Genomic DNA, 14,197 nt, shown 5'->3' on the forward strand with positions numbered 1-14,197 from the left:
CGGCAGCCGCGACCATTCGGGGAATCCGCCGCGCGGATTGACTCTTTCGCCACGGTGTGACAATCAGCCGTTCATCCATTCATCCGGAGGATTTCATGCTCGATAACGTCACGGTCGTTCTGGTGCGGCCCAAATATCCCGAAAACATCGGCTCGGCCGCCCGGGCCTGCCTGAACATGGGCTGCCCGAACCTCACCCTTGTGGCACCACGAGGTTTCGACATCGAACGCGCCATGCCGCTGGCGACCGTGCATTCCAAACACATCCTCGAAAGCGCCCGCATTACGGATACTCTCGACGAAGCGCTCGACGGCTGCTCCGCCGCCTACGGCACCACGGCCCGCACCGGCGGATGGCGCAAAGGCATCATGGCTCCCGCCACCATGGCCGGGGTCGTGGGCGAGAAGATCCGCATGAACGGTCAGGTGGCGATTGTCTTCGGCCCCGAGGATACGGGCATGACCAATGAGGAGACCCAACTCTGCACCGGGCTGGTGACCATCCCCACCAATCGACAGGGAACGTCGCTCAACCTGGCTCAGGCCGTGCTGATTCTGCTGTACGAATGTTTCAAGGAGGCGCTGTCCGAGCCGTTCAGGCCAGCAGGTCCGCCTGAAGAACGTCTGTGTACCGTGAAGGAGCAGGAGGCACTGTTCTCCAACCTGCGCGAAACGCTGCTGGCCATCGACTATCTGCGCGATACCAACACCGACTACTGGATGATGCCCGTGCGTCGCTTCATGGCTCGCATGAACCTCAAGCGCAACGAGTTCAATCTGCTCATGGGCATCTGTCGTCAGGTCAAGTGGATTGCAGGCCGGGCGTTTCCCGACCGCAAGACCGACTAGTATACCGATCGGCCCCGGTGCAGGGGAAAAGAATCAGGGAAGAAAAAGCAGCGTGCCCTGGGGGACAGAGGCGAATCCCGCCTGCTCCCCGACACGGATATCTCTGGCTTCCGTCAGGGAGTCGCGCCCCACGGAGTACAGCCTGGTGTAGCCGATGAACGCGCTCAAGAGTCGCATCGATTCTCTCTCAGGATCGCATCCCGCCTTGGCGAGCATCTGCGGATGCAGCGAAAGCAGCACCACCGGTCGCTTTGTCGAAAGAAAACCGCGCATGGCCGGGATGGTGGCGTACTCCCCGCCTTCAATGTCCATCTTCAGAAAATCCGTGTCAGCCAGCTCGTTTGCAAACGCAGCGGCGGCATCCACGGCCTTGGCGCGGAAGGTGTTCTCCGCTTCCGGCTCCAGCGAACTGGTCTCGCTTTTACCGGCTTCGCCGGGGGGCGTCAGGGAGATGTATCCCGCATGGTCCGTGAGCGCGCTGTTGCGCAGGGTGCAACGTGAAGCGAGTTCAGGATTGAGCTCCAGATTCTTCCGCAACTCCGCGAAGGCCGCCGGGTCGGGCTCAAAGGCCGTACAGCGCCCAGCGATGCCCGCCGCGTAAAGCAGCGTTGGTCCTATCCATGCCCCTGCGTCCACATAGGAACCGCCAGCGGGAAGATAGGTCTCCAGTGCCTGAAATGTCGCGGGTTCCCAGCGATTCTGTTCCACCAGTCCCCAGAACTTTTCATAGCGAGGCGGTCGTCCGGCGCGGAAGCTCCGACCATTGATGCGGAAGGTGTCGATCATCTTCTCCTGCTACACGTAAAAGCCAAAAAAGTCAGCTTGTTTGCACCGACTTATCCTGGCTTATCCAGACGCCGCCGAGCACCAGCGCCGAGGCCACATACTGCACCATGGTCAGCTGTTCGCCGAGAATGGCCCAGCCCATCAGCAGGGTGATGACCGGAATGAGGTTCACGAACGTGGAAGCCTGACTGGCCGGGACCTGACTCATGCCGACGTTGTAAAGTCCGTATGCCGCCAGCGTGACGAAGACCCCGAGGTAGACGATGCAGCCCACCCCCACCGGATCGAAGGCCGTCGGCAATTCGGTGGTCGGCAGGAAAAGCAGAGGGAAAAAGAACGCCGTGCCGATAAAGGCCTGTATCATTGTCAGGAACCACGGACCGTATCGCGGGCTGAGACGCTTGAGCGTGATCATGTAGCCGGTGGCACAGACCATGGCCAGAAATTCAAGAAAGTTGCCAAGTGCCGGATTGGGTGCCGAATCAGAAGCCTCCGCTGCGGCCGAGAGCAGCACCGCGCCGCCGATGGCCATCCCGAACCCGACCATAGTACGCCTGGAGATGGTCTCCTTGAGCAGCACCGCCGCCGGAAACGCCACCAGAAGCGGCACCATGGCGCAGATCATGCCCGCCTGTGACGCGTCGGTGTATGTGAGGGCGAGGGACTCGAAAACGAAATAGAATCCAGGCTCGCAGATGCCCATGAACAGCAGCGGCTTCCAGTCGCCCTTGCGGTACTCAACCTTGCGGAAGTTTCTGATGACCGCCAGAAAACACAGGCTGGCCACCAGCATACGCCCGAAGATGATGACCATGGGATCGTACGCCTCAAAGCCGATTTTGAGGACGACAAACGAGCTTGCCCACAGGCAAGCGCCGCCGAAAAGAGCCAGATATGCGCTGAAAGGTGCTGTTCTCAAGATGATTCTCCGTTTGCGAAGCGGGTTTAGTAGCACCCTTTCCGGCACAAGAAAACGATGAATCGCGCATAAAAAAACGCCCGAATTCGCAAAAACGAATCCGGGCGTAGTGCTCTGGAAGAATTATTTAGCGGCAGACGGCAAGCAGGTTGATGGGCTTGTATCCGTTCTCGGGGTTCTCCGCATAGCGGCAGCCCAGACGGGAGTCGTCGCGCTTGTTGATGATGTCCTTGTCGGAACCGGCGTAGTGCGGACATTCATTGTTGTTGCAAACCACAATCACTCCCCATCCGCTTTCCGGCGGTGCCAGCCAGGCTTCCATGGGCGTATTGCAGTGGGGACAGACGCGATCTTCAAGCTCGGTTACGATACCGGCATATTCATGTTTCACTTTGACTCGCTCCTTTCGGCCGAAGGGCCGTAGTGTGTTCTCTTCACGCTTATAGAAATAAGGTCGAACGGCTCCGCGTCAAGGCTTGACGATGGTTAGTTCTCCTGTTCGCGCAACATGCGGAACAACGCTCTGGAAGCCTTGGGAGCTTTGCCCTTGGCCTTTTCGTTGCGTGCGTTGCGAACCAGCTGACGAAAATGCTGCCCGTCGATCTCCGGATACCGCTCGTACACTTCGTCAACAGCCGAGTCGTCGCCGTCCACCAACCTGTCGCGAAGATGCTCCACTGCATGAAAGGCGCGAGTGCCAATGCGGTGCGCCTCGTCCAGCCCACCAATGAATTCGCGGATATCACCCAGATCGATATCACGCATCATCTTGCCGATAAGCTGCATCTGACGCCGCCTGGCCTCGTTCTTGGTCAGCGACTTGTAGAACAGCAACTCGTCACGCAAGTCATTCGGCATGTCAGCCTTGCGCAGCGCCTCCTCGCCCAGCTCGGCCAAACGCTGCCCCAGCTTCTGTCTTTCTGTGGCATCACGCTTGAGCTGCGACCTGCTTGGCGGCCTGTAATCATCCTGATCGTGCATACACGTCTCCTGAGCCAAATGCGATACACCACGAATCAAATTGCTTCAAGCGGCATCATTGGCCGATTCTCAATAATCTCCGGAAGGATACAACCTACAACATGGCCGCAAGCTTGCGCAGATGCCGACGCTCTTCCTCGACGCACTCACGAACATGCCCCTTCTCGCTGTCCGGAACCATGCGCTCCATCTCGGAAAAGAACAAAATCGTGTCCCGCTCAAATTTCATCGCAAACCGCAACGCATCCTCATCAGTCTTCAGCTTCTCCTGAAGCGAATCCCCCCAGCTGCCACCAAGCAGAATATGCGTATCGATCAGGTCATGCAGATAACGCGCATACTCCTCGGAATCACTCCACGCAGGAAGCTCAACCTCACCGAGTTCACCCAACATCTCCGAAAAAATCGCCCGGTGCCTGCGCTCCTCGTTACGCAAAAATTCAAACGCCTCACGCGTCCCTGCACTCTGAGCACGACCTGCCAGCTTCTCATACATGGCCTCGCCCTTCGTCTCAATATCCACCGCAGCCTGAACAATCTCATTTGCCCTGAAAAAACTCGCCATAACCGAACTCCTTATCTCTTTGCCAAACATGGTTCGCTACATAGGATTACTCTTCACACAGAATCAGGAAACTACATCAGAAAAGATAGCGGCTCAACCGTATTACTATGCCCCCGGCGGGCCTTTCCGGCGGACCCTTTCAGGGGGACCAAAGGGGCGGGCCCCCTTTGGAATCCCTAATTTGTCAGCGGCGTTGCAGCTGTCTGGGACATGCGACAGCATGCTCCGCGTTCTAGCTGCAACCCCGCTGACGGGGATTTTGGGTTCTATGTGTCTTGGCTGACGAACTCCGTTAACCACACTCTATCTCGGGGGACTCTCGCGGCGCACATGCTCACCTTCAGGACTCCCAACAAACAACCCACTCCCGCCAACCAAGCACCACAGCAATGCCGATCGAAACATAGAGGCCCTTTTGACCGGTCACGCAGGTCCGGGTGATGTTTGTGACAACAAACATTTCTCCCGAAACAGTGACCGCGTCATAGAGCCTCTCGCTGAGAACGGCGGCTCACCCGAAAAAGCGCAGTTTTTGCCTTCATTTTTTCTGCGCAAGCAAAAAAGAAGGTCGGCCATTAGGCCGAAATCTGCAACTGGTGCAAGTAGGGATGCCTCCGGCGGGCCTTTCAGGCGGACCCTTTCAGGGGGACCAAAGGGGCGGCCCCCCTTTGGAATCCCTGAGTTGTCAGCGGGCTTGCAGCTGCTGGGGTCACGCGTCCGCATACACCGCGTCCCAGCTGCAACTCCGCTGACAGAGTTACCGGGGGCTTTTGTGGCTATAAATCATAACCATACCCATTTATTAACAACCAGCACCTAGTCCCCAACCCCAGCATCCATAAGCCAACCGTCAGCCGAAAAGCAAAACTCACATTTCCCTTCTCGCCCGGAAAGCAACGCCACAAGCTCCCTCTATGGCTTTCGAGCTACCTGCGCGGCGTTGCTTTCCGGGCAAGCCAGGGATTGCAAAGGGGGCCCGCCCCTTTGCCGGGTGCAGGGCAGCGCCCTGCCCGCCGGAAGCCCCTCTGCCCACAAAAAAAGGGCTCGCAAGAGCCCCTTTTTGTTCTTGAATAGTAGTGATGAGCTACAGTTCGTTCGGCAGCTCCTTGAGTTCGGCGTAGGTGAACACCGGTCCGTCGGCGCAGACGTATTTCGTGCCGATGTTGCAGCGTCCGCAGATGCCCACGCCGCATTTCATGCGTTTTTCGAGCGTGGTGATGATGTCTTCGTGTGCGAAGCCGAGCTTTTCGAGGGCCTGCACTGTGAATTTGATCATGATCGGCGGACCGCAGGTGACGGCGACGGCGTTTTTGGCGGTGGGTTCCATGTCCAGCAGGACGTGGGGGATAAGTCCAACGCGGTGCTGCCAGTCGTCGCTGCCGGTGTCGGCGGTGAGGACGAGTTCCATGTCGTCGCGGGCCATCCATTCGTCGAGGTCTTCCTGATAGCAGAAGTCTGCGGGCGAGCGGGAGCCGTAGAGTACGGTGATTTTGCCGTAGTCGTCGCGATTGTCGAGCATGTAGAGCAGCAGGGTGCGCAGGGGGGCCATGCCGATGCCGCCGCCGACGAAGACGATGTCTTTGCCTTTCATCTGCTGTGCGGGGAAGGCGTTGCCGAGCGGGGCGCGTACACCGACCTTGTCTCCGGCCTTGAGGCCGTGCAGGGCGCGGGTGACTTCGCCTGCTTCCATGACGCTGAACTGCAGGTAGTCCATGCGCGTCGGGGGCGAATTGATGACGAAGGTGGACTCCCCGGTGCCGAAGACGGAGAGCTGTCCGACCTGACCTGGTTCGAAGGTGAAGGCCTTCATCTTGTCTTCGTCGTCGAGTCTGACGCGGAAGGTCTTGATGTTGGCGGTTTCCTGAACCACCTCCAGAATGGTGGCCTTTTCAGGGAGATACGGATTCTTGCAGTCGCACATGGTCTATCGCTCCTTGACCCGCATGACGATGCGGCGAATATCCACGGAGTTGGGGCAGCGGGCGATGCAGCGTCCGCAGCCGCAGCACAGTATGGTGCCGTCGTGCAGGTCCGGGTAGTAGCCGAACTTGTGGCCCACGCGGTTGCGCATGCGGTGCGCCTTGGTGGGGCGCGGATTGTGTCCGCTGGCTTCCTGCGTGTAGTTGTGGTTCATGCAGTTGTCCCACGTGCGGATGCGTTTGCCGGAAAGGCCCGCGGCTTCGTCGGTGATGTTGAAGCAGTAGCAGGTGGGACAGAGGTAGGTGCATGCCCCGCAGGAGACGCAGGCTGCGGTCATCTCCGACCAGAAGTCGAGATCGTCGAAGGCGTCCATGATCTTGGCGGGGACGTCAGAGAGGTCCGGGGCCTCGCTCATGGCTTCGAGTGCCTGTTTGGCTACCGCGTCGGCTTCGGCCTTGACGCCTTTTCGGGTCGTGGTTTCGGCGAGATCGAGCAGTTTTTTGCCTTCGTCCGTGACGGCGCGGGCGGCGTACCCGCCTTCCACCGGCACGAGCAGCACATCGGTGCCGTCGTCGTCTGTGGGTCCGGAGTCCACCCAGTGACAGAAGCAGGCGTTCATGGGCTTGTCGCAGCCGATGGTCACGAAGTGCGTGCTGTCGCGTCGGGCCTTGTAGTATGGGTCTGTGATGCGCTTGTTGTCGTAGACGCGGTCAAACATGGCGAAGCCGCGGACGCCGCAGGGGCGGGCGCCGAAGACTACGGTGGGTTCGGCTTCGATGGATTCGCGGATTTCGATGTCCAGCGCGTCGGGCGACTCGGCGGTCTTCATGCGCTTGAAGGAGAGCAGAGTCTCGGTCTGCGGGAAGATCGCCTTTTTGGGCGACTCAGTGGCCTGAGTGTCCAGCTCGACGGCGGATGCGTCGTTGACCTGCGCGTAGACTACGGCCTCGTGGTCCCGTACGGGAGCCATCACGCGCCGTTCTGCGGCCATGGCCTTGATCCAAGCGTCCAGATTCTCTTCGGGCAGGAATACGGTCTTTGCCATTTACCAGCCCCTCTCGTTGATGGTTTCCTCGTCTATCTGGAACGTGAACAGCGGCGGGATGGCCGCCGGGTCCACGCCGGACTCGTAGTTGAAAAGCTCTTTGACGGCGGAGCTGAGCTTCTTCTTGAACATGAGCACCGGGATGTCCATGGGGCAGGCGCGCTCGCATTCGCCGCACTCGGTACAGCGTCCGGCCAGATGCGAGGCGTGGATGAGCTGGAACATCCATTTATTGCGGATGTCCGTTTCCTGCGATACCCAGTGCGGGTCGCGCGAGTCGCCGATGCAGTGGTCGCGACAGACGCAGAGCGGGCAGGCGTTGCGGCAGGCGTAGCAGCGGATGCAACGGTCCATTTCACCCACCCAGAACTCGAAGCGTTCCTGAACCGGTTTTTCCTCGAAGGCTTCGATGCGCGCGTATTGCGTTGCCTCGTCGCCTACCGGTTCCAGCGGCTTGCCCGCCATGTGGTCGAATTCGAGCGGGTTGGGGTAGCGGCAGGTGATGCACTTGTCGGCCACCAGCTCTTCGCGCGGCAGTTCCTGCTCCTCGCCGTTGGCGCTCAGGCGAACGGTGGTTTCGTCCGCTTCGAGGCTTTCCACGCGGGAGAGATCAACGGCGCGGCGGAGCTTGGCCTTGTCCAGCACGCCCCGGCAGGGCACGCCGAACACGGTGACGGCCTCGCGGTCGATGAGTTTTTCCTGCATGAGCTGCACCACGGTGCGTGAGTCGCAGCCCTTGACCACCACGCCCACCTTCTTGCCCTTGAAGCCGGTGAGGAAGGACGCAAGGTTGTGTGCGCAGGTGGCGTCGAGGACCATGCGGTCCAGGTCAGCCTCTTCCTTGATATGATAGGGCGTTGCGTGGGCCGGGTCGAAACCCCGTTCCCAGGCGACCACGAAGTCGAGGTCTGGCAGCGCCTCTTGTATCTGTTCCTTGAGAGTATCCAGTTTGGACATGCTTCCTCCGGATCAGCCGAGGTTGGCGGCTTTCAGCTTCTCGGCGGCGTCCGCGATGGCGGGCGAGGGGCCGAGCCGGTGAATGCGCTCGGTGAATTTGGTGACCACTTCCTGCCATTTCTGGCCTTCGGAGGCCGATACCCACGTGTACTCGAAGCGTTCTGGATCGATGCCGGTGACGGGCAGGAACTGCTTGAGCACTTCAAGGCGGCGTCTGGCGTAGAAGTTTCCTTCGGAATAGTGGCAGTCGCGCGGGTGGCAGCCGGAGACGAGGACGCCGTCCGCGCCGGAAAGCAGGGCCTTGACCACGAACAGCGGGTCCATGCGGCCCGTGCAGGGCAGGCGCACCACGCGAAGGTCGGTCGGCTGGTCGAAACGGGCCACGCCCGCGGTGTCCGCGCCGCCGTACGAGCACCAGTTGCAGAGAAAGCCGACTATGCGAAGTTCTCGTCCATCCATGACAGGCATAATGCGTCCACCTCGGCGAGTATCTGGTTGTCTGTGAAATGGCTCAGCTGAATGGCGCCGTGCGGGCAGGTTACGGAGCAGATGCCGCAGCCCTGGCACACGGTGTCGATGACCTCGGCCTTGGTCGAGCCGTCGCGCGCTTCGATTTCCTTGATGGCCCCGAACGGGCACGTGCGCACGCACTTGAGGCAGCCCACGCAGCGGCGCTGGTTGACCTGTGCCACGGCCGGATCGGATTCCAGCTTGTCCTTGGAGAACATGGTCAGCACCTTGGCTGCGGCCGCGCTGCCCTGTCCCACGGAGGACGGGATATCCTTCGGACCCTGACAGGCCCCGGCGAGGAAAATGCCCGCCGTGTTGGTCTCCACCGGCCTAAGCTTGGGGTGCCCTTCCAGGAAGAAACCGTACCGGTCATAGGAGATGCGCAGCTTCTCGGCCAGCTGGGGCGCGCCCTTGCCGGACTCGGCTCCCACGGCCAGCACCACGAGGTCGGCGTCCACTTCCATCTGGGTTCCGGCCAGTGTGTCCGCGCCGCGGACCACGAGGGAACCGTCCCTCGGGTAGATCATGGAAACGCGGCCACGGACGTAACGCGCTCCGTATTCCTCCATGGCCCGGCGGGTGAACTCGTCGTACTGTTTTCCCGGGGCGCGGATGTCCATGTAGAATACGTAGCTCTGAGAGTCCGGCAGGTGGTCCTTGGTCAGGATGGCCTGCTTGGCGGTGTACATGCAGCAGAAGCCCGAGCAGTAGGGCCGGTCCACGGACTTGTCGCGTGAGCCGACGCACTGGATGAACACGACGTTCTTGGGCTCGCGTCCGTCGGACGGGCGCTTGATGTGTCCGCCGGTGGGGCCGGAGGCCGAGAGCATGCGTTCGTACTGCAACGAGGTGATGACGTCGGGGTAGCGTCCGCCGCCGTACTGTTCCAGCCGGGTATGGTCGAAGAGGGAAAAGCCGGTGGCGGTGATGACCGCGCCGACCTTGACTTCGGTCAGTTCGTCCTGCTGCTCGTAGTTCACGGCACCGGTGGGGCAGACTTTGGCACACACCCCGCACTTGCCCTTGGTGAACTTGATGCAGTGTTCCGGGTCGATGGAGGCCTTCTTGGGAATGGCCTGCGGGAACGGGATGTTGATGGCCGTGGTGTTGCCCACCGCCTCGTTGAAGCGGTCCGGCGCTTTCTTGCTCGGACATTTCTCGGAGCACAGGCCGCAGCCGGTGCACAGCTCGTTGTTCACGTAGGTGGCGCGCTTGCGCACCGTGACGTCGAAGTTGCCCACGTAGCCGCTGACCGCTTCGATCTCCGAGGAGGTCATGAGCGTGATGTTGGGGTGCTGGGAGACGTCCACCATCTTGGGGCCGAGGATGCATGTGGAGCAGTCCACAGTGGGGAAGGTCTTGTCCAGCTTGGCCATCGTGCCGCCGATGGTGGATTCGCGTTCAACGAGGATCACGTCGAGCCCGCCGTCGGCGCAGTCCAGCGCGGCCTGAATGCCGGCCACGCCGCCACCCAGAACCATAACGGTTTTGTTGATGTCGAAGGATTTGGCCACCAGCGGACGATTCTTGCGGAGCTTCTCCACCGCCATGAGCACCAGCTCGGTGCTCTTGAAGGTGTTCTTCTCCTTGTCCTTGCCTATCCACGAGACGTGCTCGCGGATGTTGGCCATCTCCAGCATGTATCGGTTCAGCCCGGCCTTTTCAATGGCCCGGCGGAAAGTGTTCTCATGCATGCGGGGCGAGCAGGATGCCACCACGACGCCGTCGAGACGATGCTCGCGGATGGCGTCCCGGATGGCCTTCTGGCCCGGTTCGGAGCAGGTGTAGACTTCGTCCGTGGAAAAGACCACGTCCGGGAACAGCCGCGCGGCCTCGGCCACGCTGACCACGTCCACGGTCCCTGCGATGTTGCTGCCGCAGTGGCAGACGAATACGCCTATTCTCATTTATTCGCCTCCCTCAAGCTTTTTGAGCAGGGGGCGCGGGTCTACCGCGTGCAGGTCCATGCCCAGCTTCTCCGGCGCAATGTCCAGCGCCAGCCCGATGACCTGCGTGATGTAAAGGATCGGGATGTTGAAGCCGCGGCGCTGCTTGCGGTTGACCTGCGACTGCCTGAGGTCGAGATTCATGTGGCAAAGGGGGCAGGCAGTGACCACGGCGTCCGCGCCGCAGTCCTCTGCCGCGTCCAGCAGTCGGGCGGTGAGCCTTGCCGTGACGTCGGAGCGCGGGACTCCGTATGCCGCGCCGCAGCATTCCACCTTGAGCGGGAACGGAGCCGCCTCGGCGCCGAGCGCCTCCACGATCTTGTCCATGGCTACCGGGTTCTCGTGGTGGTCGAAGCGCATGATCTCGGGCGGCCGGTTCATGATGCATCCGTAATAGGGTGCAAGGCTCAGGCCCTTGAGCTTCTTGACTGCACGTGCCTTGAGCGCTTCCACGCCGTAGTCCTCGAAGATGATCTGGAGCACGGACTTGGTGGTGACGCCGCCTTCGTAGGGGCGGTCCAGCAGCTGGTTGGTCTTTTCGCGAAAGTCCTTGCGGGAGAGGCGGTGTTCGGCGGTCTTGAGGTTGGTCAGGCAGCTCGGGCAGGGCGTGGTGACCCGTTTGTGGCCCATGGCCTCCACCCGCTCAAGGTTTCTGGCCGAGAGGGCCGCCGCCAGCGAGTGATCCACGGTGTGGGCCGGGGTGGAACCGCAACAGCTCCAGTCGTCGATCTCCAGCAGCTCTATGCCGAGACCGGCCATGCACTCGCGGGTGCACATATCGTATTCGCGCGCCGATCCGGTCTGGGAGCAGCCCGGATAGTATGGAATCTTCATCAGGTTCATTCGCCCGCCTCCTCGCGTTGCAGATAGCGGCGGAAGATGCGTTTGACCTCGTCGCGTCCCTTGATTTCGTGGGGCCTGAAGTCGAGCTTGCCGATGGAGAGCGCCTTGGGGGCGATGTCGGCGCCGGTCCAGAACCGGCCGGTCTTCAGGTTGTAGTTGGCGGCGACGCCCATTTCGAAGACGCGGCCGTGGCGCTTAACGGATTCAAGAAATCCGTCGTAGAAGGTTTTGACGTTCTTTTCCGCGGCGTATCCCTCCCGCCGGGCCATGTGCCTGAGTACGTCCATGATCAGGGCCACGTCGATGCCCTGAGGACATCGGGTGGTGCAGGACTCGCAAGTGGCGCACAGCCAGAGGGATTTCGATTTGAGGATGCGTTCTTTCTGCCCGGCCTGCAAAAGACGCATGATCTGGTTGACGGGGATGTCGTATACGAACGTGTACGGACATCCCGCGGTACAGTTGCCACATTGGTAGCAGGTGGCCGGGTCCTGTCCCGATTCGCGCTTCACGTCCTCAATGAAGGTCGCGTCGCAGCTTTTTCCCATACTGAGAATTTCCATATGAAAACTCCATCGCTTCCGGCTGGATGCGGAGTCATTCCGAGAAGTCAGCCCGTAAAAATGGTGGTCAACGTACCCCGAAGAAGGATTATTGTCCACATTCGGGGCCGGTGTGGGTGAAATTGCATTGATCGAGAAGTGAGGGCGGGTTTGTGTTTCGAAATCTTGAAAAAGTATCGGTTATTATTTCCAATCGACCTAATTATTGCCGCCATCAATGTGCCCGTGCACCGCTTCGGGCGGCCTGTTGGTGACTGATCCGGTCAGAAATTGGATGTCAACACGCCGATATTTCTGTTCGTCCGCATAAGGGCGCTGTCGGTCCTTGCAGAATGGTTCGCCATCGGAAAGGTCGAGTCCTGCTTCCAGTTCGGACCGGCCTTCCACTATGATGCGGTCCTGATGCTCCTGAAACCAGCTTCGGACCGGCTCTTGCGTTTCGAAAAGGCAGAAGGTGTAAATGGCCATGGCCCGGCGCGCGGACAGTTCGGCGTTGGTGGCGAAGTCCTCAAAATACAGAGTACTGTTGTTGTCGTATGAATCCAGTTTTCTTCTGGCGATTCTGTCCCTGTCGTCATCCAGCCTGCACGAGGCGTGACCGATGAAGGCGATCATGGACGCGCCGAGTTCTTCGTAACGTTTGGGAATCGTGGAGCAGATACGCAGCAGTTTCTGCTTGTCACTCGGTGCGAACCGGTTGTGGCCGAAGCTGGTGCCGCTGCCATAGGTAATGGTAATGGTCGAGTTGGCCTCGTTCTGTTCTCTGCCGCCGTAATCATCGCCTATGCCTGCGAGCACCACCCCTGCTGCCGTGGCGATGCCCACCGCCGTGAACACGAAGAAGGCAGTCAGGCCGCCGAACAGGTCGCACAGGGCTACCCAGTGGTCTTCCGCAGGCTTCATTCGCTCTCCTTCGAGTCCCTCAGGTTTTGCAGCAGGCGTTCAAGCACCGTCTCAAGTTCAACGATGTTATTATCGTCCAAGGTGGAACGTATGCGTTTAAGGTCAGCATCCAGATCATAGCCATGTTTTTTCAACGCTTTCTCCTGCTGCCTCATTCGTATGATGAGTGCGTTGTGCAGCCGGTCCAGCTCTTCCGGGATGCCCCCCATTTTTCTGACAGCATCCCGAAGGTTACGATCATAGTTGATGGTTTTCCTGTAATTGCGGACCATCCCGTGCAGCTTCAGCACCGTTCCTTCGATTTTTTTGCGCATCTGGTCGTAGCTCTGAGTTGTGGCTCTGAGTTGGGCGTTGATGATCTTTGCCTCATGATGCAGCTGAGTGTGATCGTTGCGTGATATTTCGAGGGTCTCGCGGCTGGCCTTGGTGGCGGACTCCATGCTCTTCGCGAGTTCTTCGAATTTCTCCTCCAGCAGATTCAGATCGGCCTGAATGGATTTCTCCAGGTTCGTTGAACCGTTTTGCATTGTCTCGCAGAATGTGCGGGTGCTGTTCCGCATGGATTCCGTGCATTCTCGCGAGGCCTTGGCGCAGTCCGTAGCCGCGTGGCTCAGTTGGGAAAAGTGGTTGGAGAATTCCGCTTTGAGCACAATCGTGATGGCTTCGGCGATTTCCTGTGCCGGGATGATTCGCTGCCCCCTGATGCTGGTATCGATGGATTCAAGTTTGCCGCAGACCGCGTTGGAGTGAGTGTCCATTACGCTGATCATGTCCGTGGGCTGGTCGGCGAGGTTGCTGAAAAAACCTTTGATTATCTTTATCCCGATGGCACCGCCTATGCCCGCAACGCTGGACCAGAAGGCGAGCGAAAGCGTCAGCATGAGCTTCTTTATTTCCTGAAAGTGCTGGCCGAGAAATTTTGTTCTGTCAGACGCTTCCGACAGCTCGACCGCGCCAGTGCCCAGGGCCAGCCCGAGAAATGTGCCGAGGATGCCCAGCGAGGTCATGATGCTTCCCGCGTTCTCGGACAGATACAGCGTGAAGGTTCTCGGAGCGTCGGCCAGTTCCTCCGAGTTCTGCCAGCGGCGAATGTCGTATAGGATGACCGATATGAAGAGGGTCGCGATGAGGGCGATGAAGGTGGCCGTGATGAAGACGGTCCAGAAACCGTTGTCCGGGAAGTCCAGCAACAGCGGGACGAAGAAGTTGGGCCACCAGATCAGCGCCTGCGTGAAGTAGGCTTGCGTCTGATGGCAGTGCAGGCCGAGACAATTTGATGAAACCGTCCACGCGCCCATGAATACGAATAGGGCGGCAACGGTCTGCATCAGGCGTCCGGGATTCGTCTGCCAGAGGGGGAGCAGTGGTGGTATCGGCGTCATGCGAAAACCGATACAGAATTTACCTTATA

Annotated in this window: 15 protein-coding genes; 1 reads left to right on the forward strand and 14 read right to left on the reverse strand. The window is 59.8% G+C overall.

Annotated features, from left to right (window positions below; translation table 11 throughout):
* Positions 1-95 precede the first annotated feature (95 nt).
* Entirely contained in the window at positions 96-848 is a 753-nt protein-coding gene (locus B149_RS0113700) for an RNA methyltransferase (protein WP_018125738.1), read from the forward strand.
* 33 nt (positions 849-881) lie between these two features.
* On the opposite strand, the gene B149_RS17355 is transcribed toward B149_RS0113700, so the two are convergent.
* From B149_RS17355 to B149_RS0113770, 14 genes are all read right to left on the reverse strand, one after another.
* On the reverse strand, positions 882-1,634 hold the full coding sequence (locus B149_RS17355; protein WP_018125739.1) for an FkbM family methyltransferase: 753 nt from the start codon (positions 1,632-1,634) through the stop codon (positions 882-884).
* A gap of 31 nt (positions 1,635-1,665) precedes the next feature.
* On the reverse strand, positions 1,666-2,553 hold the full coding sequence (locus B149_RS0113710) for a DMT family transporter (protein WP_018125740.1): 888 nt from the start codon (positions 2,551-2,553) through the stop codon (positions 1,666-1,668).
* Between the two features lie 127 nt (positions 2,554-2,680).
* A complete protein-coding gene (locus tag B149_RS0113715; RefSeq protein ID WP_018125741.1) occupies positions 2,681-2,944 on the reverse strand; it encodes a hypothetical protein in 264 nt (87 codons plus the stop codon).
* Between the two features lie 95 nt (positions 2,945-3,039).
* On the reverse strand, positions 3,040-3,534 hold the full coding sequence (yjgA, locus tag B149_RS0113720; RefSeq protein WP_018125742.1) for a ribosome biogenesis factor YjgA: 495 nt from the start codon (positions 3,532-3,534) through the stop codon (positions 3,040-3,042).
* A 94-nt stretch (positions 3,535-3,628) separates the two neighbouring features.
* Positions 3,629-4,099 (reverse strand): ferritin-like domain-containing protein, encoded by a 471-nt coding sequence (locus B149_RS0113725; protein WP_018125743.1) that lies wholly within the window; start codon positions 4,097-4,099, stop codon positions 3,629-3,631.
* A gap of 1,084 nt (positions 4,100-5,183) precedes the next feature.
* On the reverse strand, positions 5,184-6,020 hold the full coding sequence (locus tag B149_RS0113730; RefSeq protein ID WP_018125744.1) for an FAD/NAD(P)-binding protein: 837 nt from the start codon (positions 6,018-6,020) through the stop codon (positions 5,184-5,186).
* A 3-nt stretch (positions 6,021-6,023) separates the two neighbouring features.
* On the reverse strand, positions 6,024-7,064 hold the full coding sequence (locus tag B149_RS0113735; RefSeq protein WP_018125745.1) for a 4Fe-4S dicluster domain-containing protein: 1,041 nt from the start codon (positions 7,062-7,064) through the stop codon (positions 6,024-6,026).
* On the reverse strand, positions 7,065-8,021 hold the full coding sequence (locus B149_RS0113740) for a 4Fe-4S dicluster domain-containing protein (protein ID WP_018125746.1): 957 nt from the start codon (positions 8,019-8,021) through the stop codon (positions 7,065-7,067).
* Between the two features lie 12 nt (positions 8,022-8,033).
* Entirely contained in the window at positions 8,034-8,489 is a 456-nt protein-coding gene (locus B149_RS0113745; RefSeq protein WP_018125747.1) for a hydrogenase iron-sulfur subunit, read from the reverse strand.
* Positions 8,456-10,438 (reverse strand): CoB--CoM heterodisulfide reductase iron-sulfur subunit A family protein, encoded by a 1,983-nt coding sequence (locus B149_RS0113750; protein ID WP_018125748.1) that lies wholly within the window; start codon positions 10,436-10,438, stop codon positions 8,456-8,458. Before B149_RS0113750 ends, B149_RS0113745 begins: the two co-directional genes overlap by 34 nt.
* Entirely contained in the window at positions 10,439-11,320 is an 882-nt protein-coding gene (locus B149_RS0113755) for a CoB--CoM heterodisulfide reductase iron-sulfur subunit B family protein (protein WP_018125749.1), read from the reverse strand.
* Positions 11,317-11,883, reverse strand: a complete 567-nt coding sequence (locus B149_RS0113760) for a 4Fe-4S dicluster domain-containing protein (protein WP_018125750.1) — start codon at positions 11,881-11,883, stop codon at positions 11,317-11,319. Before B149_RS0113760 ends, B149_RS0113755 begins: the two co-directional genes overlap by 4 nt.
* Before the next feature lie 198 nt (positions 11,884-12,081).
* A complete protein-coding gene (locus B149_RS0113765) occupies positions 12,082-12,786 on the reverse strand; it encodes a hypothetical protein (protein WP_018125751.1) in 705 nt (234 codons plus the stop codon).
* Positions 12,783-14,168: a hypothetical protein gene (locus B149_RS0113770; protein WP_156816838.1), complete on the reverse strand. Its 1,386-nt coding sequence runs from the start codon at positions 14,166-14,168 to the stop codon at positions 12,783-12,785. The genes B149_RS0113765 and B149_RS0113770 overlap by 4 nt, the downstream gene beginning before the upstream one ends.
* Positions 14,169-14,197: the final 29 nt, after the last annotated feature.

Origin of the sequence: Desulfovibrio oxyclinae DSM 11498, assembly GCF_000375485.1 — a bacterium.
Taxonomy (GTDB): Bacteria; Desulfobacterota; Desulfovibrionia; order Desulfovibrionales; family Desulfovibrionaceae; genus Pseudodesulfovibrio; species Pseudodesulfovibrio oxyclinae.